Origin of the sequence: Amycolatopsis sp. NPDC048633, from assembly GCF_040650695.1 — a bacterium.
GTDB lineage: Bacteria > Actinomycetota > Actinomycetes > Mycobacteriales > Pseudonocardiaceae > Amycolatopsis.
The window spans coordinates 156,395-178,534 of sequence record NZ_JBEZHS010000015.1 but is presented as its reverse complement, the minus strand read 5'-3'; the positions used below and the strand labels follow the sequence as shown (position 1 = coordinate 178,534).

At 71.0% G+C, this 22,140-nt stretch carries 22 protein-coding genes; 14 read left to right on the top strand and 8 right to left on the bottom strand.

Translation table 11 applies throughout. The annotated features are described in order from the left end of the window. The first annotated feature begins 637 nt into the window (after positions 1–637). Positions 638–1,825: an integrase core domain-containing protein gene (locus AB0C38_RS26160; RefSeq protein ID WP_360677891.1), complete on the top strand. Its 1,188-nt coding sequence runs from the start codon at positions 638–640 to the stop codon at positions 1,823–1,825. A gap of 142 nt (positions 1,826–1,967) precedes the next feature. Further along, positions 1,968–3,302, top strand: a complete 1,335-nt coding sequence (locus AB0C38_RS26155) for a tetratricopeptide repeat protein (RefSeq protein WP_360677889.1) — start codon at positions 1,968–1,970, stop codon at positions 3,300–3,302. Between the two features lie 11 nt (positions 3,303–3,313). On the opposite strand, the gene AB0C38_RS26150 is transcribed toward AB0C38_RS26155, so the two are convergent. After that, positions 3,314–4,528, bottom strand: coding sequence for a cytochrome P450 (locus AB0C38_RS26150; RefSeq protein ID WP_360677887.1), 1,215 nt, complete (start codon positions 4,526–4,528; stop codon positions 3,314–3,316). Between the two features lie 59 nt (positions 4,529–4,587). Here AB0C38_RS26150 and AB0C38_RS26145 point away from each other — a divergent pair, with 59 nt between their 5' ends. The 5 genes from AB0C38_RS26145 (at position 4,588) to AB0C38_RS26125 (ending at position 9,414) form a co-directional block, all read left to right on the top strand. Further along, positions 4,588–5,211 carry a TetR family transcriptional regulator gene (locus tag AB0C38_RS26145; protein WP_360677885.1) on the top strand — a complete coding sequence of 208 codons (624 nt, stop codon included), beginning with the start codon at positions 4,588–4,590 and terminating at the stop codon, positions 5,209–5,211. Between the two features lie 214 nt (positions 5,212–5,425). Continuing rightward, a complete protein-coding gene (locus AB0C38_RS26140; RefSeq protein ID WP_360677883.1) occupies positions 5,426–6,586 on the top strand; it encodes a thioester domain-containing protein in 1,161 nt (386 codons plus the stop codon). A gap of 160 nt (positions 6,587–6,746) precedes the next feature. After that, a complete protein-coding gene (locus tag AB0C38_RS26135) occupies positions 6,747–7,628 on the top strand; it encodes an AraC family transcriptional regulator (RefSeq protein ID WP_360677881.1) in 882 nt (293 codons plus the stop codon). Between the two features lie 77 nt (positions 7,629–7,705). Then, the gene (locus tag AB0C38_RS26130) at positions 7,706–8,548 is read left to right on the top strand and encodes a carbohydrate-binding protein (RefSeq protein ID WP_360677879.1); all 843 of its coding nucleotides are present in this window, start codon (positions 7,706–7,708) and stop codon (positions 8,546–8,548) included. 104 nt (positions 8,549–8,652) lie between these two features. Then, positions 8,653–9,414: an alpha/beta fold hydrolase gene (locus AB0C38_RS26125; protein WP_360677877.1), complete on the top strand. Its 762-nt coding sequence runs from the start codon at positions 8,653–8,655 to the stop codon at positions 9,412–9,414. Here the strand turns inward: AB0C38_RS26125 and AB0C38_RS26120 are convergent. The 3 genes from AB0C38_RS26120 to AB0C38_RS26110 form a co-directional block, all read right to left on the bottom strand. Further along, positions 9,405–10,424 (bottom strand): chitinase, encoded by a 1,020-nt coding sequence (locus AB0C38_RS26120; protein WP_360677965.1) that lies wholly within the window; start codon positions 10,422–10,424, stop codon positions 9,405–9,407. The genes AB0C38_RS26125 and AB0C38_RS26120 overlap by 10 nt on opposite strands. A 352-nt stretch (positions 10,425–10,776) precedes the next feature. Next, positions 10,777–11,424 (bottom strand): methyltransferase domain-containing protein, encoded by a 648-nt coding sequence (locus AB0C38_RS26115; RefSeq protein ID WP_360677875.1) that lies wholly within the window; start codon positions 11,422–11,424, stop codon positions 10,777–10,779. A gap of 45 nt (positions 11,425–11,469) precedes the next feature. Beyond that, positions 11,470–11,646, bottom strand: coding sequence for a zf-HC2 domain-containing protein (locus AB0C38_RS26110; RefSeq protein WP_360677873.1), 177 nt, complete (start codon positions 11,644–11,646; stop codon positions 11,470–11,472). A gap of 318 nt (positions 11,647–11,964) precedes the next feature. Between AB0C38_RS26110 and AB0C38_RS26105 the strand changes: the two genes are divergently transcribed. Next, on the top strand, positions 11,965–12,219 hold the full coding sequence (locus AB0C38_RS26105; protein ID WP_360677871.1) for a hypothetical protein: 255 nt from the start codon (positions 11,965–11,967) through the stop codon (positions 12,217–12,219). Here AB0C38_RS26105 and AB0C38_RS26100 read toward each other — a convergent pair. Further along, complete coding sequence (locus AB0C38_RS26100) at positions 12,197–13,144, bottom strand: AsnC family transcriptional regulator (RefSeq protein WP_360677869.1); 948 nt, start codon at positions 13,142–13,144, stop codon at positions 12,197–12,199. The two genes, AB0C38_RS26105 and AB0C38_RS26100, sit on opposite strands and share 23 nt — an antisense overlap. A 110-nt stretch (positions 13,145–13,254) precedes the next feature. Between AB0C38_RS26100 and AB0C38_RS26095 the strand changes: the two genes are divergently transcribed. After that, positions 13,255–14,559: an MFS transporter gene (locus tag AB0C38_RS26095; RefSeq protein WP_360677867.1), complete on the top strand. Its 1,305-nt coding sequence runs from the start codon at positions 13,255–13,257 to the stop codon at positions 14,557–14,559. Here the strand turns inward: AB0C38_RS26095 and AB0C38_RS26090 are convergent. Genes AB0C38_RS26090 through AB0C38_RS26080 form a run of 3 tightly spaced genes read right to left on the bottom strand, consistent with a single transcriptional unit; the run spans position 14,537 to position 17,047 of the window. Beyond that, positions 14,537–14,944: a hypothetical protein gene (locus AB0C38_RS26090; protein ID WP_360677865.1), complete on the bottom strand. Its 408-nt coding sequence runs from the start codon at positions 14,942–14,944 to the stop codon at positions 14,537–14,539. The genes AB0C38_RS26095 and AB0C38_RS26090 overlap by 23 nt on opposite strands. Beyond that, complete coding sequence (locus AB0C38_RS26085; RefSeq protein WP_360677863.1) at positions 14,944–15,813, bottom strand: oxidoreductase; 870 nt, start codon at positions 15,811–15,813, stop codon at positions 14,944–14,946. The genes AB0C38_RS26090 and AB0C38_RS26085 overlap by 1 nt, the downstream gene beginning before the upstream one ends. Positions 15,814–15,859: 46 nt before the next feature. Then, the gene (locus AB0C38_RS26080) at positions 15,860–17,047 is read right to left on the bottom strand and encodes a glycoside hydrolase family 3 N-terminal domain-containing protein (protein ID WP_360677861.1); all 1,188 of its coding nucleotides are present in this window, start codon (positions 17,045–17,047) and stop codon (positions 15,860–15,862) included. A gap of 149 nt (positions 17,048–17,196) precedes the next feature. Between AB0C38_RS26080 and AB0C38_RS26075 the strand changes: the two genes are divergently transcribed. The 5 genes from AB0C38_RS26075 to AB0C38_RS26055 are packed head-to-tail and all read left to right on the top strand — an operon-like array spanning position 17,197 to position 22,129. Then, on the top strand, positions 17,197–17,775 hold the full coding sequence (locus AB0C38_RS26075; protein ID WP_360677859.1) for a LuxR C-terminal-related transcriptional regulator: 579 nt from the start codon (positions 17,197–17,199) through the stop codon (positions 17,773–17,775). Positions 17,776–17,784: 9 nt separating this feature from the next. Then, complete coding sequence (locus AB0C38_RS26070; RefSeq protein WP_360677857.1) at positions 17,785–19,041, top strand: extracellular solute-binding protein; 1,257 nt, start codon at positions 17,785–17,787, stop codon at positions 19,039–19,041. A gap of 6 nt (positions 19,042–19,047) precedes the next feature. After that, a complete protein-coding gene (locus AB0C38_RS26065) occupies positions 19,048–19,953 on the top strand; it encodes a sugar ABC transporter permease (RefSeq protein ID WP_360677855.1) in 906 nt (301 codons plus the stop codon). Beyond that, a complete protein-coding gene (locus AB0C38_RS26060; protein WP_360677853.1) occupies positions 19,950–20,765 on the top strand; it encodes a carbohydrate ABC transporter permease in 816 nt (271 codons plus the stop codon). The genes AB0C38_RS26065 and AB0C38_RS26060 overlap by 4 nt, the downstream gene beginning before the upstream one ends. Further along, positions 20,762–22,129, top strand: coding sequence for a GH1 family beta-glucosidase (locus AB0C38_RS26055; RefSeq protein WP_360677851.1), 1,368 nt, complete (start codon positions 20,762–20,764; stop codon positions 22,127–22,129). The genes AB0C38_RS26060 and AB0C38_RS26055 overlap by 4 nt, the downstream gene beginning before the upstream one ends. The last annotated feature ends 11 nt before the right edge of the window (positions 22,130–22,140 follow it).

Sequence of the window (22,140 nt, the reverse complement as noted above, 5' to 3'; positions counted from 1 at the left end):
TCATGTCGCTCATGGCTACGGACTCTTGTTGACCGTCCGTGTATATCGACATAGCCGCGGGACGGCGACCGCCGTGGCAGTCGTCGCCCCGCTTTGCCACAGAGGCCGGATTCGCAGAAGATTTCCCCGTCAGGTTCGGGATCCGGGCCGCCGAATCCTGCACGACAGCGTGGTCAGCTGCCAGGGGCAGGACCGCCACGATCTTGTCGTCGTCGCCGCCCACCGTGCCGCTCGTGTGCATCGCCCGGCTCGTCAGATCGGTGTCATGCACGCCGAAAGTCTCGAAAGGTCGGGGCCACCACCCGACGGTCACGGCGCTTCGCTTAGTGAGCGAAGATCCCGACGTACGGCCGGTCCAAACCGTGATTCTTCTAGCACGTTAGCGGGCTCAGGTACTGCTTTCAGCCGCGCGCGTCGCTTTGCTGAGCGGTGATCATCGCGCCGTCGCCACGGTTCTCGACGTAGCTACACATCTCGAATTTGGCCAGCCGACGTGCCTTGACCTCGCCACCTCGGCGAGGCCAAGGCGTTCGGGTTCAGCACTGCCCCGGGCTGGCTGGGCCGCAGGCGACGCGGCGATCGAAGGAGTTGGCCGCCTTAGAGCGTGTCTTACGTGGTGATCGGTTGCTTGTGAGCGATGATCTTGGCTGTGGTTGATCGGTTGTCGTTGCGGTTGGTGCCTGTGGGGTTCCAGAAATCGGTTCACGCGCCCGACCTGCGGAAACAGACACGTGACGGACAGGGCATGATCGGCAGCCGTGAGGCCGCGTCTGCTCTACCTGATGTTCCTCCGGCTGGTGGTCTGCTGGTGTTGCTCGGGCGCTCGTCGGCGTCCAAAGACGTCGAGTTGCTGGTGCTTCGCCACGAGGTGGCCGTGCTGCGCAGAGGCAACCCGAAACCTCGCCTGGACTGGGCCGATCGGGCGGTGTTCGCGGCGTTGGTCCGCCTGCTGCCCACAGGGCTGCGGCTGCACCGGTTGGTCACCCCGGCCACGGTCCTGCGCTGGCACCGGCGCCTGGTCGCCGCGAAGTGGACCTATCCACACCGAGCCGGCCGTCCGCCTGTCGATGCGGCACTCACCGAGTTGATCGAACGGATGGCCATCGAGAACCACCACTGGGGGTACAAGAGGATTCAGGGTGAGCTGCTCAAGCTTGGACACCGGGTCGGTGCCTCGACGATCCGGCGGATCCTGAAGCGGGCGCGCATACCTCCCGCGCCGGCCCGGCACACCGACACGTCCTGGCGGCAGTTCCTGCGCACGCAGGCCTCGACGATGCTGGCGTGCGACTTCATCCACGTCGACTGCGCGTTCACACTCAAGCGGATCTACGTGTTCTTCGTGCTGGAGGTCGGCAGCCGCTACGCCCACGTCCTCGGCACGACCACCCACCCGGACAGCGGGTGGACCACCCAGCAGATCCGCAACCTCGTGATGGATCTCGGTGATCGAGTCGACGAGTTCAGATTTCTCGTCCGCGATCGGGCTGGCCAGTTCGCGGCGTCGTTCGATGCCGTCCTGGCTGACGTCGGCATCGAGACGGTGAGGATTCCCGCGCGTTGTCCACGGGCGAACTGCTACGCCGAGCGGTTTGTACTCACGGCTAGAACCGAGCTCACCGATCGTGTGTTGATCCTGAGTCAGCGGCATCTGCAGGCTGTGCTCGCCGAGTACGTCCGGCACTACAACGGTCGACGGCCGCACCGTTCCCGCGAGCTTCGCCCACCACGGCCGACCCACCCCGTGGCAGACCTCAACTCTCAGCGGATCAAGCCACAGCGGCTTCTCGGAGGCCTGATCAACGAGTACGAACGGGCCGCGTAAGTCCGCTGGTCAGCGCCGGTGAGCGACTTTTGGAATCCCACACCCCGACCAAGCGCCCGCCGCCATCGGGCGGATCGTGGACCACTGCGGGCGGTTGCCACTGGCACTCCGCATCGCCGCCGCCCGGCTCCGAGGTGATCCGGTGCGGAGCCTCGCCGAGCTCGACAGCGGTCTGGCCGACGAGTCCGCGCGGCTCGTCGGACTCGAAGCCGGCGAAAGGAGCGTCGCCGCCGCGTTCCACCTGGCTCACCGGCGGTTGCCGGCAGAGCACCAGGACCTGTTCGGGGCGCTGGCCCGGTACCCCGGCGCCGACTTCGACCTCGCGGTCGTCGCCGCGTTGGCCGGAACCGACTCCGGTGCGGCGGAACGAGCACTGTGCGACCTGGTGGAAGCGAACTTGGTCGAGGCCGGTGCGCGCGGGCGGTACCGCATCCACGACCTGCTCAAGGCGATCGTCCGCGACACCGCGCCGTCGGACCCGGCCGAGCAGGCATCGCTGGGTCGCCTGCTCGACCTGGTCGTGGCCAGGCTCCTCGCGGTCGACGAGCTCCTCGCCCCGCAGCGTTACCGGCCGCCGATCACGGGACTGGACGCGGTACCGGCGGAATTCGGGTTCACCGGCCAGGACGCCGCCCTGCGGTGGGTCGCCGGCGAAGCCGACACCCTCGACGCGCTGGTCGGCGTGGCCGCGGACCACGGCCTCCACGACCGCTGCTGGCAGCTCGCCTTCCTCCTGCGGACCTTCTACTTCCTCGACAAGCGATGGGACTCGTGGGTCGGCACGCACCACGTGGCGATCGCCGCGGCCAAGGCGAGCGGCAACGCGTGGGCCGAAGCCGTCACCCACAACAACCTCGGGGTCGCGCTGCTCGACCGTGGTGACCGGGAGCAGGCGGCGACGCACTTCCGGTTCGCGCTGGACCTCTTCGGCGACCTCGGCGACGAGCACGGCCTGGCCACCACGCGGGCTCATCTGGCCTGGGTGAGCCACTACCGCGGGCACCACCACACCGCACTCAACGAGCTCACCGCCGCACTGGCTTTCTACCGGCAGCACCGAGCGCAGCGGAACGAAGCCATCACCTTGCGCGGAATCGCGCTCGTGGAAACAGCACTCGGCAGGTGCTCCGACGCGGCGGCTCACGCCGAGACCGCCATCGAGCTCTTCGAAGAGCTCGGCCTCGACCTCGACGCGGCCATGGCCGTCAACGCCCTCGCCTGGGCCCACTACCGGCACGGCCGTGACGTCGAAGCCGCGCAGCGCTATGCGGAAGCCGGCTCGCGTGCCCGCCGGTGTGGCAGCGACTACGAAGCCGCCCGTGCCGCGACCGGCTCGGGCAACGTCCACGCCGCGGCAGGTCGCTTGGCCCAGGCCGAGCTGGAATGGCGTCGCTCAGACGGTCTTCACAGCCGTCTGAGCGGCTCGGACGTCGGCGAAGCGCGGGTACGCGAGGAGTTGAGGAACTCGACGGCCTGAACGGGACGCGGTCACGCCGTCGCGTGCACCGTCACCGGGAACTTCGAGGGGCCGCGCAGGTTGATTCGGCCGTTCCACTCCAACTCCCCGGCGAAGCCCAGCTCAGGGAACCGCTGCACCAGCCTGCTCATCGCCACCTGACCCTCCAGCCGGGCCAACGCCGCCCCGAGACAATGGTGCGGACCCGCTCCGAACGACACCTGGTGGCGCGCCTCCGGACGGTCCAAGCGCAGCGAGGACGCGTCCGGGCCGAAGAACCTCTCGTCGCGGTTCGCCGAACCCAGGCACGCCAGCACGAACGTTCCCGCCGGGATCTCCTTGCCCGCCACCGTGTGCGGGGACGTCGTCACCCGGCGGGTCTGCTGGACCGGGGAGTCGTAGCGCAAGAACTCCTCCACCGCGTTCGGTGCCAGGTCTGGCTGGTCTCGCAGCAACGCAAGCTGCGAAGGGTTCCGCAGCAACGCGTTCACGCCGTTCGCGATCAGGTTGACCGTGGTCTCGTGGCCCGCCACGTACAGCAGCACCACCTGGGCCACCAGCTCGTCGCCGTCCAGGACGTGGCCGTCGTGCTCGGCCGCGATCAAGGCCGTCAGGAGGTCGTCCGCCGGGTTGGCGCGCTTCCAGGCGATCACCTCGCGCGTGATCGACGTCAGCTCCCTGTCCGCCGCCATGATCGCGCGGGCCGTTTCCTCGTCGGCGACTATCTCCAGCGAACGCACCAGGGTTCCGCTCAGCTCGCGGATGCGGGAATGGTCCGTCGGGGGCATCCCCAGCATCTCGGAGATCACCGCGAACGGGAGCGGGAACGCCAGCTCCTCGACCAGGTCCGAGTCGCCCTTCTCGGCCATGCGGTCCAGCGCCGAGTCCACGAGACCCACGATCTTCGGCTCCAGCGCCGCGATCGCGCGGCGGGTGAACACCTTCGTCACCAGGGACCGCAGCCGCGTGTGGTCGGGTGGGTCGCGGTCGAGCATCGACCGGTTGAGCGCGCCCGCGTCCTCGTCCGCGGCGAAGTACTCGAACGGCGACTCCGCCAAGTTCGCGACGTCCACCGACAGCCCGGCCCGCAGCAGCGCCGAGACGTCTTCGTAGCGCGAGACGAACCAGAACCCCAGCGGGTGCTCCTGCACCGGGTCTTCGTCGCGCAGCATCTTGTACTGCTCGTACGGGTTCTCGGAGAAGCCGGGTGCGAACGGGTTGAACAGCAGCTCGTTGACGTCGGTCATCGCAACCCCCAGATGCACTGTGTCGGTGACATACGCAGTGTATGTCCTATGCTTTGCGCATGTCGACTGTCAAGAGCCGGCGGGAGCAGTACTCCGAGGCCACCCGGGCCGCCCTGCTGGCGGCGGCCACCCGCCGGTTCGCCGAGCACGGCTTCGCCGGGACGGCGCTGGAGGACATCGCCGGCGACATCCAGGCCACGCGCGGCGCGATCTACCACCACTTCGCCAGCAAGACGGCGTTGTTCGAGGCGGTCTTCGAGCAGCTCGAGACCGACGCGATGGCGCTGTCCGCGAGCGCGGCGGCGCGGGCGACGGCGCCCTGGCCGGCGGCGTTCGCGGCCCTCGACGTCTTCCTCGACCGCTGCTGCGACCCGGTGTACGGCAAGCTCGTCTGGCGGGAGGCGCCGCTGGCCCTCGGCTGGCTGCGCTGGCAGGCGGCCGAAGAGCAATATGCGTACGGGCTCGTCGAGCAGCTCATCAAGGCCCTGGTGGACGGCGGCGACATCGAAGACCGGTCGCTGGAGACCACCACACGGCTGGTGTTCGGCATGCTCGGCACGGCCGGGATGGCGCTGGCCGAGGCGTCCGATGTGGACAAGCCGCGGCTGAAGGCGGAGTACGCCGCCGTCATCGGGAAGATGGCCGCCGGGTTGCGGCCGGTGGTCGGCCGAGTGGACGCCTGACCGAGCCGGATAAATCGCAACTTGCACCTTTCCAGGTGACCGATTTATGCGGTTTCCTGAATCCATTCGAGTTAATGGGGACACCGCGCGTAGCGCTTGTGAGGTCCGTGTAGGCTCCGGTCTCGCTTGACTGGGTGATCGCTCACCCGAATCAGTGGCCGCCGATCGGGGCGCGCGGCCCTGCCGTCGCGGTTCGGGCTCGGATAGGAGATTTATGCAGGTCAGGTCCACTCTCGTGCGTGGCGGGATCGCGGCTCTCGCCGCGGCCGCCGCCGTCATGATCGGTTCGCCGGCCGCTCTCGCCGACGACGGTGCCGCCCGCGGCAAGGTCGTCGCGGACGAGCACGGCAACGCCAAGGCGACCGTCGGCTACCGGCTCAACCTCGGGCGGGGCGGCGACTACATCGCCGAGCTGTTCGAGATGAAGCTGTCCAACGGCAGCACGCTGAAGCTCTACTGCGTGCAGATCACCGTCGGCCTGCGCACCGACGTCGACATGGTCGAGCGTCCGTGGAGCAAGTACCCGGCCGCGAACTCGCCGTTCGAGAAGAACAACACCAAGATCAACTGGGTGCTGCACAACGGCTACCCGGGCACCGGGCTCGACGCGCTGGGCAAGGCGCTCAAGAAGGCCGGTGTCGAGGTCCACGACGGCGTCTCCGAGCGCGAGGCCATCGCCGCGACGCAGGCCGCCGTGTGGCACTTCAGCGACGGCGTGAACCTGGACGCCACCAAGCCGCTGGCCGAGGAGAACTCCGCCGACGCCAACGCCGACGTCGCCGCGCTGTACGCGTACTTCACCGGTGACCAGAACAAGGGCATCGGCGAGCAGCCGAAGCCGACGCTGAACATCGCCGCGGACAAGACCGAGGGCGCCGCCGGCTCCAAGGTCGGCCCGTACAGCGTCGCCACCAGCGGGGACATCACCTCGCTGACCAGCCAGCTGCCCGAGGGCGTCAAGATCACCGACGCCGACGGCAAGGAGCTGAAGGGCTCGGACGTCAAGGACGGCAGCAAGCTGTTCGTCGACATCCCCGCGGGCACCAAGCCGGGCAAGGGCGCCTTCACCCTCAAGGCCACCGGCGAGCTGGACACCGGCCGCCTGTTCGTCGCCGAGAACTACGCGAAGAAGCCGGCGCAGTCGCTGATCGTCGCCGACTCGGAGAAGACCGAGGTGACCGCGAACGCGGCCGCCAGCTGGACCGAGGCCGGTGCCCCGACCACCGCGCCGAGCACCCCGGCCGGCTCGACCGGCGGGGGCGGCGAGCTGGCCAACACCGGCGTCGACGCCGCGGTTCCGTTCACCGTCGGCGGGCTGCTGCTCGGCGGCGGTGCGCTGATGCTGCTGGTGAACCGGCGTCGCAGCCGCGCGTAAGCAGTAAGCAGTACTCGGGAACGGGGCCGGTCCACAGTGGACCGGCCCCGTTTCCGTGCACCGGAGGACCGACCTTCGGATTGCGATCATCGGGGCAAATACGGCGAACCGCCCATCGATTGGTCTAGACTTTTCGCCCGGACGGCGAAGGGACGAGGCCATGCGCGGTACGACCGTTCCGCCCGGGACGCCCTGCCCGCCACCGCGGGCGGGGGAGCTGCCGATGCACCGGCTGGAGGTGCCGGCCCCGCACGCGCCGCCGTTCGCCGTCGGCACGTTCGACGAGGTCGGGCCGCTCTCGCGCGCGGAGTTCCCGCACCGGCACACCTTCCACGAGCTCGTCCACGTCACCGGCGGCACCGGCGCGCACGTCGTCGACCTGACGCGCCGGCCGCTGCGGCCACCGCACCTCGGGGTCATCGCGGCGGGCCAGGTGCACCAGTGGGCCGGCGTGCGCGGCCTGACCGGCCACGTCGTCGTGTTCACCGACGAGTTCCTCCTCGACCACCCGGCCGACCGCGAGCTGCTGCGGCGGCTGAGCGAGCAGCCGTGGCTGGAGCTGGACGCGCACGCCGACGCGGCCGTCACGCGGCTGATCGCCGACCTCGAAGAGGAGCACCGCCACGGCGAAGAGTCCGTGCTGCGGGCACTCGTGCACGTCCTGGTCGTGCGCGCCGGACGGCTGCTGGGGACACCGCCGCCCGCGCCCGCCGGGGCCGTGGCGGCGGAGTTCGCCCGGCTCGCCGGCCGCCCGGACCTCGGGCTGTGGTCGGTGTCCGCGCACGCCGAGCGCATCGGCGTCACGCCGGGGCACCTCACCGAGGCCGTGAAGGCCGCGACCGGCCGCACCGCCGCGCAGCTGCTGCGCGAGGCGCGGACCCGGGAGGCCCAGCGGTTCCTGCTCCGGACGGACCTCACCGTGCGCCAGGTCGCGACCCGCGTCGGGTTCGCCGACCCGGCCTACTTCTGCCGGTTCTTCCGCCGCGAAACCGGGCTGAGCCCCGGCGACTTCCGCCGCGGCGAGGAGAAGCACCACGACTGACCGGGCCAGTCCATCGTCGCCCACCTGGTGCGCTGCCTACGTTCGAGGGGATTCCCGACGCCCCACGAGGAGCAGGCATGGACGAAGACAGCAAGCTCAGCCGCAAGACGGTGCTGCGCGCCGCGCTGGCCGCGGGTGTCGCCGCGCCGGTCGCCCTGATCGGCGGGCCGGCGCTCGCCCGCACGACCGTCGCCGTCGGCCAGGTCCCGGAGCTGACGCCGGCGTGCCACGACGACGACGACGATCCGACGCCGGCCCAGACCGAAGGCCCCTACTTCAAGCCGAACTCGCCGGAGCGGACCGACCTGGTCACCCCCGGCACCCAGGGCACGCGCCTGACGGTGACCGGCTACGTCTTCGGGCTCGCCTGCCTGCCGGTGAACCGCGCGCTGCTGGACTTCTGGCAGGCGGACGTCAACGGTGCGTACGACAACACCGGCTACACCTTCCGCGGCCACCAGTACACCGACGCCCAGGGCGCGTTCCGGCTCTCGACGATCGTGCCCGGCCTCTACCCCGGCCGCACCCGCCACATCCACGTCAAGGTCCAGGCGCCCGGCCGGCCGATCCTGACCACGCAGCTCTACTTCCCGAACGAGCCGCGGAACAACACCGACACGATCTTCGACGCGCGGCTGCTGATGACCGTGCGGGACAACGGCTCCGCGAAGGAAGCCGCGTTCGACTTCGTGCTGAACGTCCCGCAGAGCCCGACGTCGACCCCGCCGACCTCCACCCGGCCGACCACCACCCCGCCGACCACCACGCCGCCCGGGGGCACCACCTGGGCGGCGGGCACCGGTTACGCGGCGGGTGCGCGGGTCACCTACGGCGGCCAGGGCTACATCTGCCTGCAGGGGCACACCGCGCAGCCGGGCTGGGAGCCCCCGGCCGTCCCCGCGCTGTGGCGGGCCGGGTGACGCCCTGAGGAGGGAGGGGACGGGCGGGTCCGGGCGCCGGGCCCGCCCGGTTTCCGCACGATAGGCGTCGACCCGGCCGGCGCCGGCCTGGGAGATTCGCGGGCATGACCGATTCCGCTGTGTGGCTCCGGCGCTTCCACCCGGCGACGCCCGGCGCGCCGCGGCTCGTGTGCTTCCCGCACGCCGGCGGGGCGGCGAGCTACTTCCACCCGCTCTCGGCCGCGCTGGCCCCCGCGGTCGACGTGCTGGCCGTGCAGTACCCCGGCCGGCAGGACCGGTACGCCGAACCGCTGGTGGACGACCTGTCCGTGCTGGCCGACCGACTGGCGGACGTGCTCGCCGCCGAGGTCGGCGGGCCGGTGGCGTTCTTCGGGCACAGCATGGGCGCCAGCCTGGCCTTCGAGGTCGCGCGGCGGCTCGGAGCCGGGCTGCTCGGCTTGTTCGTGTCCGCGCGCCGCGCACCGTCGGCGCCCCGCGCGGTGCGGGTCCACGAGCGAGGGGACGACGAGCTGCTCGCCGACGTCCGACGGCTGGGCGGCACCGACGCGCGGGTGCTGGCGCACCCCCAGCTCGTCCGCATGGTGCTCCCGCTGCTGCGCAACGACTACAAGGCCGCGGAGACCTACCGCTACCAGCCGGGCCCCGACGTCGGCTGCCCGATCTTCGCGCTGGTCGGCGACCGCGACCCGAAGGTCACCGAGGCGGCGGCGCGCCGGTGGGCGGCGCACACGTCCGGCGGCTTCGAGCTGAAGTCGTTCCCGGGCGGGCACTTCTACCTGAACGACCACCACGTGGCGGTGAGCCGCCTGCTCGGCGAGCGGCTCACCCGGTGGACGGGTGAGCCGCTCGCGTCAGATCAGCAGTAGAGGTTGGCGCCGGGGTCGACGCCGAGGATGGACGTGATCTGGCGGTACTTGTCGACGCGGCTCTGGACTTGCGCCGGGTTGCCGCCGTTGCACTCGATCGAGCCGTTGATGCTGCGGATGGTCTCGCCGAAGCCGCGGCCGTTGACGATCGCGTTGTGCGGGGTCATCGTGCCGGGGCCGCTCTGGGTGTTCCAGTACCAGAGGCCGGTCTTCCAGGCGACGGCCGCGTTCTGCTCGACCTGCCAGGGGTTGCCGAGCAGGTCGATGCCGAGGGCGTCACCCGCGGCCTTGTAGTTGAAGTTCCAGCTGAGCTGGATCGGGCCGCGGCCGTAGTACGCGGCTTGGCCGGCGGGGCAGCCGTAGGGCTGGCCGTAGTCGCAGTAGTGCGGGTAGTTGGCCGTGTTCTGTTCGACGATGTAGACGAGCCCGCCGGTTTCGTGGTTGACGTTCGCGAGGAACGCCGCGGCTTCCTGCTTCTTGACCGTGTCGCTGCCGGTGTTGGCGAAGCCGGGGTAGGCCGACAGGGCCGCGGTCAGGCCGCTGTAGGTGTAGAAGCTGTTGCGGCCCGGGAAGATCTGGTTGAACTGGCCTTCGCTGACGACGAACGAGCCCGGGTTGCCGGGGTTCGTGCCGCCGCCGCAGTCGTAGGGCTCCCAGTACCAGGTGCTGATGATGGGGTCGTAGCCCGGGTTGGCGTTCTTGGCGCGGTAGTAGCTGCCGTTGGTGTACTTGACGACCGCGCCGACGTCGTACCACTGGCCGGCGACCCAGTTGGGGGCGTTGCAGGTGGTCCCGCCGCCTCCGCCGTCACAGCTGTAGGGCTCCCAGTACCAGGTGCTGATGATGGGGTCGTAGCCCGGGTTGGCGTTCTTGGCGCGGTAGTAGCTGCCATTGGTGTACTTGACGACCGCGCCCACGTCGTACCACTGGCCCGCGACCCAGTTGGGCCCGCTGCAGGCGGCGGCCGCGGCCTGCGGGGCCTGACCGGTGGCGGCGGGCACGCCGAGCACGAGTGCGGCGGCGGCGGCGAATGCTGACAGGACCGCGACAAGACGTCTTCTCAAGACTGGCTCACTCCTTCGGCCACGACAGAGTCCGGACGCGGGGGCGTCCGGTGTCGGAGGGGGTGCTCGACCGGCCGGAACGAGGGTGACACCGGTCACTAGAGCAGATTGGTCTAGTCCAGTCAAGGAAGCGGGGGAAGCGGGCAAGGGGTGTGCGCGAACGACTCCCGCGGTGAACCGCCGGGGAGCGGGTTCGGTTGCGGGGTCGCGGGATTCAGGTCGCGTGAGGCGGCCGGCGCCCGGGCCGCCGAAACCCCGGCCCCGGCCGCCGCGCCCGCGCGAACGTTCGGCGCCCGGGTCAGCCGGCCGTCGACTCTCCGGCCGGCTTCCGCGCCAGCACCCGCCCGTGGGGCACCGGAGCCGCGGGGTCGCGCAGCACCTGTGCCAGAACTTCGAACCCGGCGCCGGTCACCAGCTCGCCCACCCGCTCCACCGGCAGCCGGTAGGCGTCCAGCGAGAGCCCGTCGTGGCCGTGCCAGTCGGTCAGGTGCTGCCGCTCGTCGCCGACCTGGAACGCCAGCTGCAGGTGGCCGCCCGGGCGCAGCACCCGGAACAGTTCCGCGCACACCTCCGGCAGCCGGGCCGGCGGCGTGTGGATGATCGAGTACCACGCCACCGCGCCCGCGAGACCGCCGTCCGGCAGGTCCAGCCCGAGCAGCGACCCCTCGGAAAACCGCAGCTCCGGGTGGTCGCGGCGGGCGACGGCGAGCATCTCCGGCGTCAGGTCGATGCCCGTGACGTCGAGCCCCGCCGAGGCCAGGTACGCCGTCACGCGGCCGGTGCCGCAGCCGAGGTCGGCGACCGGGCCCTCCCCGCGGACGAGGTCGGCGAACGCCGTGAGCAGCGCGCGGTCCTGGACGTCCTCGGCGATGGGGTGCGAGAACCGGGCGTAGGTCTCGGCGACGATCGAGTAGGTGTGGCGGGTCGTGGTCAGGAAGTCGGTCACGGCGCGCACGCTACCGGCGGGCACCGACAGTTTCCGCGAACCGTCCTAAGTGGACTTGGCGCGGCCGAGGTGGTCGAGCATCGAGCGGACGGACTCGAACTCCCGGGCCTCCTGGCGGCAGTCCGAACACGCGGCGAGGTGCCGCTCCACCCGTGCCGCCTCGGCGGCGTCGAGCAACCCCAGGCTGTACGCCCCGAGGTCGGTCCGGTCGTACCGGGCCATGGATCGCGTCTCCGTTTCCGCGTCCCGCACGGGAACGCCCGCACTACCGGACGTCTCCAGAGTCCTGACGCGGACGCGCCACCGGCACTGTTCTGCCGTTTTCCACCCGATCGGCCGACAACTTGGGGCGGCGAACAGCCCATGTGAGTGAACCGGGACCGTCACGGTACTCACCGGTCCGGACACGCAAAGCTTTTCTGGCACGAATTTCCCCGATTCGGCGTCATGGGTCGCAGGTGGGCTCGTCCGACCTGCGTCGGACCCGGATTTTCCGGCTCCGACCTGGGCGAAGGCGATCCGAAGCGAGGAGCGGAAGCGATGACCGTACGGAGCCGGCGGGCGCACGACGTCGTCGAAGAAGTCGGGGTTTGGCTGGCGGGGGAGTTCGTGGGGCGGCTCCCCGCCGCGGAGATCGACCGCGTCGTCAAGGTGACGCGGCTCGACCTCGAGAACAGCATCGCGCCGGAGGAGCTCGGGGAGATGCTCCACCGGCTGGGCCGGGCCCGGCTGCAGCGGATCCTGCAGCTCTCGCCGGCCGCGCAGGTCCGGATCAGCGGGAGGCGGCCGCTTTGATCGTCCGGAGGACCGGCGCCGTCTCCAGGGCGCGGATGGCGTCGAGCGCCCCCAGCCGGTGGGTCAGGTAGTGGTGCAGCGCCGCCGCGTCCGGGCAGAGCGCGTGCGCGACCAGGTTGGCCGGCCCGGTCGTCGCCGCGACGAGCGCCAGCTCCGGGTGGGTGGCCAGCTGCCGGGCCACGTCGTCGAGGTGGGCCGGGGCGACCGACATCCAGAGCAGCGCGTGCGTCGTCGCGCCCAGCGGGGTCGTGTCGACCTCCAGGTCGAAGAACACCGTGCCGCCGGCCTGGAGGTCGGCCAGCCGGCGCGCGACGGTCGCCGCGGACCAGCCGGTGGCCGCCGCCAGCTCGGCCAGGCTCGCCCGGCCGTCGCGCTGCAAGGCGGCCATCAGCGCGGCGTCGTCGCCGGTCAGCGGCTTGCCGTCGCCGGAGAAAACCGGCGTCAACGCGGCGACTTGCGCGGCGTCGAGGAACTGGGCCCGGCCCAGCCACGCCGTCGGGCCGCCGAAGTAGCGGTGCAACAGCTGGTGCGCCGACACCGCCGTGACGCTCGTGGTGCGCGGGATGTCCCGCAGCAGCAGCGAATGGTCGCTCGCGGCCGGCGTGTAGACGTTCACGCAGATCTCCGTGCCGCCGGACATGAGCTTGATCCACGCGGTGTCGGCGCGCCGCGCCAGCGCGTACGCGAGGTCCTGTGCGGTGTACGGCGTCGCGGTCAGCCGGACCATCCACTCGGCCTGGCCCGCGCGTTGCGGATCCGGCAGGCCGACGACGCGAAGCGACGCTTCGGCGCGTAGCCGGCGATAGCGCCGCGCCACCGTCTGCGTCGAGACGCCGAGGACATCCCCGATCTTCGTGAACGGCGCCCGGCCGTCGAGGTGCAACGCGTGGATCAGCGCGCGATCGACGTCGTCCAAGGCGGTCATATCCCTCATCAAAGCTCGGATCGTGGAAGAAATCCACCAAGCAATCGTGATAGGTGGAACTCGGAGCCAGTCCCGAGTCAAGGTCGGTGCCGACCGAAAGGGGGCACCTCTTGCCGACCACGACCCGTTACCGCCACCGCTGGGCCGCACTCGCCGTGCTGCTCACCGCCGAAGCGATGAACCTGCTGGACGCGACGATCGTCCAGGTCGCGGGCCCGGTGATCCACGCCGGCCTGCCCGGCCCGGCCGCCGACATCCCGTGGTTCAGCGCGGCCTACACCCTGCCGTTCGCGGCCTTCCTGATCACCGGCGGCCGGCTCGGTGACATCCTCGGCCGGGCGAGGGTGTTCAAGATCGGCGTCACGGCCTTCGTGCTCGCGTCGCTGGTCTGCGCGGCCGCGCCGGACGCCGGCCTGCTGATCGGGGCTCGTGCGGTCCAGGGCGCGGCGTCGGCGCTGATCATCCCGCAGACGATCGGCCTCATCCGTGCGCTCTTCGACGGCGACGAGCTCGCGAAGGCGCTCGGCAGCATCGGCCCGGTGATGGGCCTGTCCGCGGTGACCGGGCCGCTGCTCGGCGGTCTGCTGACGCAGGCCCTGTCGTGGCGGGCGGTGTTCCTGGTGAACGTCCCGCTCGGCCTCGTGGTCCTGCTTGCCGCGCGGTTCCTGCGCGAAGACAAAGCGGCCACGCGCCCGAAGCTCGACCTCGTGGGCACCGTGCTCGTCGTCGCCGGCGCCGGACTGCTCGTCTACCCGCTGATCAGCCCGGCGGGAACGTCCTGGCCGCTGCTCGCGGCCGGTGCCGCGCTGCTCGTCGTGTTCGGGTTCCAGCAGCGCCGCACGGCCGCGCCGCTGGTCGAGCCGAGCCTGTTCGCCCACCGCGGGTTCCCGGCCGCGCTCGCCGGGTCGCTGCTGTACTTCGCGGTGATGACCGGGCTGATGCTCCTCGTCCCGATGCGGCTGCAGCTCGGCGAGGGCGTCGACGTCCGCACCGCGAGCCTGACGCTGCTGCCGCTCTCGGCCGGGCTGGCGGTGTCATCGTGGTTCGCCGGGTCCTGGCTGGTGCCCAAGTTCGGCGCGCGCGTGATGTTCGCCGGACTGGCCCTGCTGCTGGCCGGGATCCTCGGCGTCGCCGGCGGGGTGACCCCGGCGCTGGCGTTGTGCGGCCTCGGGATGGGGATGTTCACGGTCCCGTTCTTCACCGCCGCCCTGCACCGCGTCCGGCCCCACGAGACGGGCTCGGCCGCCGGGCTGCTCAACGCCGTGCAGCAGCTCGGCGGCACCCTGGGCGTCGCTCTCCTCGGCGGGCTCTACCTGAGCACCGGGACGGCGACCACGGCGTTCGGCGTCGCCGCCGGGCTGACCGTGGCCGCCGCCGTCGCGGTCATCCCGCTCAGTAGTCGTCGCGCCCGGTGAACTGCTGCTCCAGCAGCTCGGCCGCGCCCGCCACGAGCTCGAGGGGGTCGATGAACTCGTTGATGTCGAGGTTGATCAGCGGCAGCGAGTGGCGCAGCACGAGGTGGTCGCCCATCACCGCGAGCCCGCCCACCACGGTCGAGTCGCCGACCTCGGTCAGCACCTCGAGGAGGTCGACCTCCTCGTGGCGGGCGAACGGCGTCGCGATCTGGACCCAGTCCTCGCGCTGGTCGAGGACCTCGCGCGCGATCACCATGATCTGGGCCCGCTGCTCCGTGTCGGGGTCGTCGCCGAAGATCAGCCGGATGCGGATCTCGTCGGGGTCGTCGCGCACGACCCGGTATTCCTGCCTGATGTAAGCGACCAGATCGCCCCAGTTCGCCATCAGGCGGCCCCGATCCGGTCGAGGTCGGCCAGGACGTCGGCCGGCAGTTCGAGCGAAGCCGCGGCGAGGTTCTCGCGCAGGTGATCGAGCGACGACGTGCCGGGGATGAGCAGCATCGACGGCGACCGCTGCAGCAGCCACGCGAGCGCGACCTGCATCGGCGTCGCGCCGACCCGGGCGGCGCAGTCGTCGAGGCTGCCCGACTGCAACGGGCTGAAGCCGCCGAGCGGGAAGTACGGCACGAAGGCGATGCCCTCGGCGGCGCACTGGTCGACGAGGTCGTCGTTTTCGCGGTGCGCCAGGTTGTACTGGTTCTGCACGCAGACGACGGGCGCGATCGCCTTGGCCTCGTCGAGCTGCTCCGCGGTGACATGGCTGACGCCGAGGTGCTTGATCAGGCCCTGCTGCCGCAGCTCGGCGAGCACGCCGAAGGGTTCGGCGAGCGACATCGGCACGGGGTAGTCGCCGGCGTCGTTGCTCAGCCGCAGGTTGACGACGTCGAGCGCGTCGACGCCGAGGTTCCGCAGGTTGTCGTGCACGGCCTGGGTCAGCTCGCCGGCGGACAACGCGGGCGGCCAGGCCTTGTCGGGCGTCCGGCGCGCGCCGACCTTCGTCACGATCGTCAGCGACTCCGGGTACGGGTGGAGGGCTTCCTCGAGCACCGCGTTCACGGTGTGCGGCCCGTAGTAGTCGCTGGTGTCGATGTGGGTGACGCCGCTTTCGACGGCTTCGCGCAGCACGGCGACCGCGGTGTCGTGGTCCCGCGGCGGTCCCCAGACACCGGGGCCGGCCAGCTGCATGGCCCCGTACCCCATCCGGGTCACGGGGACTTCCCCGCCGAGGCTGAAAGTGCCGCCCAGGTTTGCCATTCCGCTCCTCAGGTAGGTGCTGGTGCGCGACGAAGTCTAGGCAGGCTCAGCCGCAGACGCCCTTCGCGCGCAGCACCCGCGTCACCGACTCCTGCACCCGCGTCTTCGGCAGCTCCCCTGACTGCACGGCCTGCACCAGCCGGTTCAGCACCGTGTCCACGCGGCCGCCGGACGACCACAACGCCTCGTCCGCCCCGGCCTGCAGCGCCTTCAGCACGGCGTCCGGCAGCGAGTACTGCGCCGTGATCGCCTTCATCGCGCCGAGGTCGTCGGTCAGGACCAGGCCGGTGAACCCGAATTCGGTCCGCAGCAGCTGGTACGCGGCCGGCGAGATCGACGCGGGAACGCCGCCGGTCAGGTCGGGCACGTCGAGGTGGCCGACCATCACCGCGACCGGGCCGTAGTCCGCGAGGTTCCGGTAGGGCACCAGGTCCAGCGTCCGCAGCTGCGCGAGTGGCGGCGTCACGACCGTGCCCTTGTGCGAGTCGCCCGAGCCGTGGCCGTGGCCCGGGAAGTGTTTCAGCACCGGCTGGACACCGCCGTCGCGCAGGCCCGCCGCGAACGCCGCGGCGTACGTCTTCACGCGGTTCGGGTCGGGGCTGAAGGACCGGTCGCCGATGACGTCGTCGTCCGGGGCGTCCGTGACGTCGGTGTCCGGCGCGAAGTCGACCGTCACGCCGCGGGCGCGCAGCTGGCGGCCGCGGTCGGCGGCCAGCGCGCGGACCTGGGCGGGGGACTTCGTCGCGGCCATCTCGCGGGCCGAGGGAACCTCGCCGTCGAGATCGTCGATGCGCTGGACGCGGCCGCCCTCTTCGTCGACCGACACCGCCACCGGCAGCTTGGCCGCGGCCTGGACGGCGTCCAGCGAACGATCTTTCAACAACGCTGTTGCGTTACCGCCGATGAAGATGCCGCCGACCTGGTTGTCCCGCACCAGGGACACCGCGGCGCCCGGGTTGTCGCCGGACACCCCCACGACGACCAGCTGCGCGACCTGGCTGCGGACGTCGAGGCCGTTGACCAGCGACGCGCAGTCGCCGGGCCGCGTCAGGCTCGACGTCGGAGGCGGAGAAGAAGCCGGGGCGGCCGCCGTACGGGATGAAGGTGCGGGAGGAGCCGGCGACCGCGGGATCGCCAGCCCGGACACAGTGTCCGATTGACAGCCCGTGACCAGCGAACTCACGACAGCGATGCAGAGCGCCACCCCCAAGGCGGCCGGACGTCGGTGGTTCATCGGTCCCTTCACTCGTCGGTGTGCCCCACGACGGTAGTCGACGGCCCGCTTCACGATGTGAAGAAGGCCTGCACGACGGTTAGAGAAATCGTGAAGGCGACCTCAGCAGACTGGCACCACCAGAACACGGACAGTGGGGAGGGGCCTCGATGGACCAGGTGCGAGTGGCAGCGTGGGCGTCTGACCCGATCGCGCTCACCGGGCTGATCAACCACCTGAAGTCGCGGCCGGAGCTGCTGGTCGTGCCGCGCGCCCGCCGCGGCGAGGCGGCCGTGCTCGTGTTCGCCGTCGGGCAGGTCGACCGCGAGGTGATCACCGCGCTGCGGACCGCCTCCGCCGAGTCGCCCGCCGCGATCGTGCTGGTCGCCGGGCACGTCGACCCCGGGCACCTGAGCCTGCTCGCCGACTGCCACGTCTCCGCGGTGCTGCCGCGGACCGCGCTCGACCGGCTGACCGACAGCGTGCTGGCCGCCGCGCGGGGGCGGGCGACGTCGCTGCGCGACCAGGTCGAGGCGCTGGCCCACGAGGGCACCGCGGCGGCGCTCACGCCGCGCGAGGTGGATGTGCTTCGCCTGATGGCCGAAGGCTGGGACACTGCCGAGATCGCGGGCAAGCTCTGTTACTCGGAGCGGACCGTGAAGAACGTCATCTACGCCATGACCAACCGGCTCAACCTGCGCAACCGGCCGCACGCGGTCGCCTACGCCGTGCGGGCCGGTGTGATCTGAGGAAGCCCGTTGCGCACGATCGTCCGCCGGACCGCCGTCGCGGTCGCCGCGTTGATCCCGCTCGCCGCCTGCAGCCCCGTTGACTCCGGCGGCCCGACGAAGCTCACCATCGCCACCTTCGGCGAATTCGGCTACGCGCCGCTGATCGCCGAGTACCAGAAGCTGCACCCGGAGATCACGGTGCAGAACCGCGTCGCCGACTTCGACACCCACCACAAGGGCCTCGCGACGCAGCTCGCCACCGGCCACGGTGCCGCCGACGTCGTCGCGATCGAAGAGCAGTACATCCCGCAGTACCGGAAGGCGAAGGACAAGTTCGTCGACCTGGCCGGCTACGGCGCGCGGGACCTCGAAAAGCAGTGGGCGCCCTGGAAGTGGGCGCAGGGCACGGACGGCGCGTTCGTGCTCGGCCTCGGCACCGACATGGGCAGCCTCGCGCTCTGCTACCGGCGGGACCTGTTCCAGGCCGCGGGGCTGCCGACCGACCGCGACGAGGTCGCGAAGCTGATGCCGGACTGGGACGCCTACGCCGCCACCGCCGAGCGGTTCACCGAGAAGACGCCGGACGTGAAGTTCGCCGACTCCGCCGGGACCGTCTACACGGCGATGCTCAACCAGTCGCCCGAGAACTACTTCTCGGCCGAGGACGACTCGTTCATCGGCGATCGCAACCCCAGCGTCCACGGTGCCTTCTACCTCTCCGGTGGCATCGCGGCGAAGGGGCAGACCGCGGCGGCGACGACGTTCACGCAGGCCTGGAACGTCGCGATCAAGCAAGGCTCCTTCGCGACCGTCGCCTGCCCGGCGTGGATGCTCAGCCAGATCAAGGAAGCCGGCGGCGACTCGGGCAAGGGCAAGTGGGACGTCACGACCGTGCCCGGCAAGAGCGGCAACCAGGGCGGCTCGTTCCTGACCGTGCCGAAGCAGAGCGCGCACCCGAAGGAGGCGTACGAGCTCGCGCGCTGGCTGACCGCGCCGGAGCAGCAGAAGAAGCTCTTCCTCTCCGACGGCATCCTGCCCAGCGAACCTTCGGTCTACGCGGACCCGCAGGTCGTCGCGCACACCGACCCGTACTTCGGGGACGCGCCGATCGGGCGGATCTTCGCCGCGTCGGCCGACCAGTTGCGGCCCAACTACCGCGGCCTGCGCGACGCCGACGTCCGGCCCGAGTTCGGCCGTGCCCTCGGGCGGATCGAGGACAAGACCGACGGTGTCGACCAGGCCTGGACGGAAGCCGTCCAGCAGGCGCAAGCCGCCCTGAAGTAGCCCCGCGTGCAGCACCGGCTCGCCCGTTTCGACCGCAAGGCCACGCCGCTGCTGTTCGTCGCGCCCTTTTTCGGGCTGTTCGTCGTCTTCGGCGCCTTCCCGCTGCTCTACACGGCGTGGGTGTCGCTGCACGACTGGAACCTGCTGGAGGGCGACCAGGGCTACCTCGGCCTGGCGAACTACGGCGAGCTGCTCGCGGACCCGAACTTCTACAACGCGCTCCTCAACACGGTCGGCATCTTCGTGCTCGCCGCGGTCCCGGAGTTCCTGCTGGCGCTGGGCATCGCGGCGCTGCTCGACCGGCCGCTGCGGGGCGCGACCTGGTGGCGCACCGGGATCCTGCTGCCGAACGTCGTGTCCGTTGTCGCGATCGGGCTGGTGTTCGGGCAGCTGTTCAGCCGCGACTACGGCGTCGTCAACGAAGTCCTCGGCTGGTTCGGCGTCGCGCCGGTCAACTGGCAGGCGACGAGCTGGACGTCGCACCTCGCGGTGGCGTCGATGGTCCTCTGGCGCTGGACCGGCTACAACGCGCTGATCTACCTGGCCGCGATGCAGGCCGTCCCCGGTGATCTCTACGAGGCCGCCGCGCTGGACGGCGCCTCGCGCTGGCGGACGTTCTGGTCGATCACCGTGCCCGGCATCCGGCCCGCGCTGGCCTTCACCGCGATCGCCGGCACGGTCAACGGGCTGCAGCTGTTCGCCGAGCCGCAGCTGTTCGACGCCGGCGGGTCGGGCGGGACCGGCGGCAACGACCGCCAGTTCCAGACGCTCGTGATGTACCTGTACGAGAAGGGCTTCACGCATTTCGACGCCGGTTACGCGGCCGCGCTGACGTGGGTGATGTTCGTGATCTGCGCGCTGTTCGCGCTGCTCAACTACCGGCTGGTGCGCCGGTTCGTGAGGTCGGCGTGAGGCGCCCCGGCGGCTGGGTCTACGCGGTGCTGATCGGGGTGCTCGGCGCGTCGATCTTCCCGCTGTACTGGTCGTTCGTCGTGTCCACGCGCGACAACGCGGCGATCGGCGAGACGTCACCGCTGCTGCTGCCGGGTGGGCACCTCGTCGAGAACGTGCGGCGCGTCTTCGACACCGTCGACTTCTGGCTGGCGCTGGGCAACTCGCTGATCGTCGCGGGCACGGTCATGGTGTCCAACGTCGTGCTGGCCAGCCTGGCCGGGTTCGCGTTCGCGCGGCTGCGGTTCCGCGGCCGCAACACGCTGTTCCTGCTGGTCGTCGGGTCGGCGATGGTGCCGGCGCAGCTCGGCGTCATCCCGCTCTACCTGGTGGTCGGCGAACTCGGCTGGTACGGGCGGCTCGAAGCGGTGATCGTGCCGGGGCTGCTCAGCGCGTTCAGCGTGTTCTGGATGCGCCAGGCGTGCGAGAACGCGATCAGCGCCGAGCTCGTCGACGCGGCGACCGTCGACGGCTGCTCGGTCCTGCGCACCTACTGGCACGTGGCGGTGCCCGCGTTGCGCCCGGCGGCCGCGGTGCTCGCGATGCTGACGTTCATGGCCGCGTGGAACGACTACTTCTGGCCGCTGGTGGTACTCGACCCGAACGAAACGCCGACCGTGCAGGTCGCCCTGTCCCAGCTGGCCAGCGGCTACTACACCGACTACGCGCTCATGCTGACCGGCGCGACCGTGGGCGTGCTGCCCGTGATCGCGCTGTTCCTGCTGCTGGGGCGCCACATCGTCCGGGGGATCCTGAAAGGGGCGCCAGTATGACCTTCCCGGTGGGTTTCCTGTGGGGTGCGGCCACCGCGTCCTACCAAGTCGAGGGTGGGATCGCCGAGGGCGGCCGCGGACCGTCCATCTGGGACACTTTCGCGGCTCGCCAGGGTGCCGTCCTCGGCGGCGCGTCCGGCGAGGACGCCTGCGACCACTACCACCGGTACCCCGAGGACATCGGGCTGCTGGCGGATCTGGGGCTGGGCGCGTACCGGTTTTCGGTGGCGTGGCCGCGGGTGATGCCGGACGGCCGCACCCCGTCGTCCGCCGGGCTCGCCTTCTACGACCGGCTGGTGGACGAGCTGCTGCGCCGCGACGTCGTGCCGGTGCTGACGCTGTACCACTGGGACCTGCCGCAGGCCCTGGAAGACGCGGGCGGCTGGCCCGCGCGCGACACGGCGTACCGGTTCGCCGAGTACGCCGCGGTGGTCCACGATGCGCTGGGTGACCGCGTCAACCAGTGGACGACGGTCAACGAGCCGTTCTGCGCGGCGTTCCTGGGGTACGGAAGCGGGGTGCATGCGCCGGGCGTCCAGGACTACGACACAGCGCTGGTCGCGGCGCACCACCTGCTGCTGGGGCACGGGCTGGCGACGCGAGCGCTGACCGGGCAGGCGCGGCCGGGGCACGAGTTCTCGCTGGCGCTGAACTTCGCCCCGGCGCTGGCGGACGGCACCTCGCCGGCGCACGTCGAGGCGGCCCGGAAGTTCGACGGGATCCACAACCGGTTCTTCCTGGACCCGGTGCTGGGTCGCGGCTACCCGGCGGACGTGCTTTCCGATGTGGCTCATCACGGAGGCCGGTTCGCGGCGTCGATTCGCGACGGCGACACGGACACCATCGCGGCGGCGATCGACTGGCTGGGCGTCAACTACTACGCGCCGGCGCGGGTGACGCCGTCCGCGGATCCGCTGGTCCACGGCAACTGCCCGCTGCCGGGGTTGCGGGGGCTGGACGTGCTGCCGGCTCCGCCGCCGCTGACGGCGTTCGGCTGGGAGCAGGCGCCTGCTGTTTTGACCGACCTGCTGGGGTGGATCTCCGCGCGGTCGGGCGGGCTGCCGCTGGTGGTGGCAGAGAACGGCGCGTCCTTTGTGGACAAGGTGACGTCCGGCCGGGTGCACGACGCGGCCCGGGTGAACTACTTCCTGGAGCACGTCCGCGCGGTGCACGACGCGATCCGCCTCGGCGCTGACGTGCGTGGGTACTTCGCGTGGTCGCTGCTGGACAACTTCGAGTGGGCGATGGGGTACTCACAACGCTTCGGCCTGGTGCACGTCGACTTCGACACGCAGGTCCGGACGGTCAAGGACTCGGGCCGCTTCCTGGGCCGGATCGTCAAGGCCAACGCACTGACCGAGTAGCCGTGTCGACC

Coding starts and splice junctions, on each gene's coding strand:
- AB0C38_RS26160 (WP_360677891.1), top strand. CDS start 638: ATGATCTTGGCTGTGGTTGATCGGTTGTCGTTGCGGTTGGTGCCTGTG.
- AB0C38_RS26150 (WP_360677887.1), bottom strand. CDS start 4,528: ATGACCGACGTCAACGAGCTGCTGTTCAACCCGTTCGCACCCGGCTTC.
- AB0C38_RS26145 (WP_360677885.1), top strand. CDS start 4,588: ATGTCGACTGTCAAGAGCCGGCGGGAGCAGTACTCCGAGGCCACCCGG.
- AB0C38_RS26140 (WP_360677883.1), top strand. CDS start 5,426: ATGCAGGTCAGGTCCACTCTCGTGCGTGGCGGGATCGCGGCTCTCGCC.
- AB0C38_RS26135 (WP_360677881.1), top strand. CDS start 6,747: ATGCGCGGTACGACCGTTCCGCCCGGGACGCCCTGCCCGCCACCGCGG.
- AB0C38_RS26130 (WP_360677879.1), top strand. CDS start 7,706: ATGGACGAAGACAGCAAGCTCAGCCGCAAGACGGTGCTGCGCGCCGCG.
- AB0C38_RS26125 (WP_360677877.1), top strand. CDS start 8,653: ATGACCGATTCCGCTGTGTGGCTCCGGCGCTTCCACCCGGCGACGCCC.
- AB0C38_RS26110 (WP_360677873.1), bottom strand. CDS start 11,646: ATGGCCCGGTACGACCGGACCGACCTCGGGGCGTACAGCCTGGGGTTG.
- AB0C38_RS26105 (WP_360677871.1), top strand. CDS start 11,965: ATGACCGTACGGAGCCGGCGGGCGCACGACGTCGTCGAAGAAGTCGGG.
- AB0C38_RS26100 (WP_360677869.1), bottom strand. CDS start 13,144: ATGACCGCCTTGGACGACGTCGATCGCGCGCTGATCCACGCGTTGCAC.
- AB0C38_RS26090 (WP_360677865.1), bottom strand. CDS start 14,944: ATGGCGAACTGGGGCGATCTGGTCGCTTACATCAGGCAGGAATACCGG.
- AB0C38_RS26085 (WP_360677863.1), bottom strand. CDS start 15,813: ATGGCAAACCTGGGCGGCACTTTCAGCCTCGGCGGGGAAGTCCCCGTG.
- AB0C38_RS26080 (WP_360677861.1), bottom strand. CDS start 17,047: ATGAACCACCGACGTCCGGCCGCCTTGGGGGTGGCGCTCTGCATCGCT.
- AB0C38_RS26075 (WP_360677859.1), top strand. CDS start 17,197: ATGGACCAGGTGCGAGTGGCAGCGTGGGCGTCTGACCCGATCGCGCTC.
- AB0C38_RS26055 (WP_360677851.1), top strand. CDS start 20,762: ATGACCTTCCCGGTGGGTTTCCTGTGGGGTGCGGCCACCGCGTCCTAC.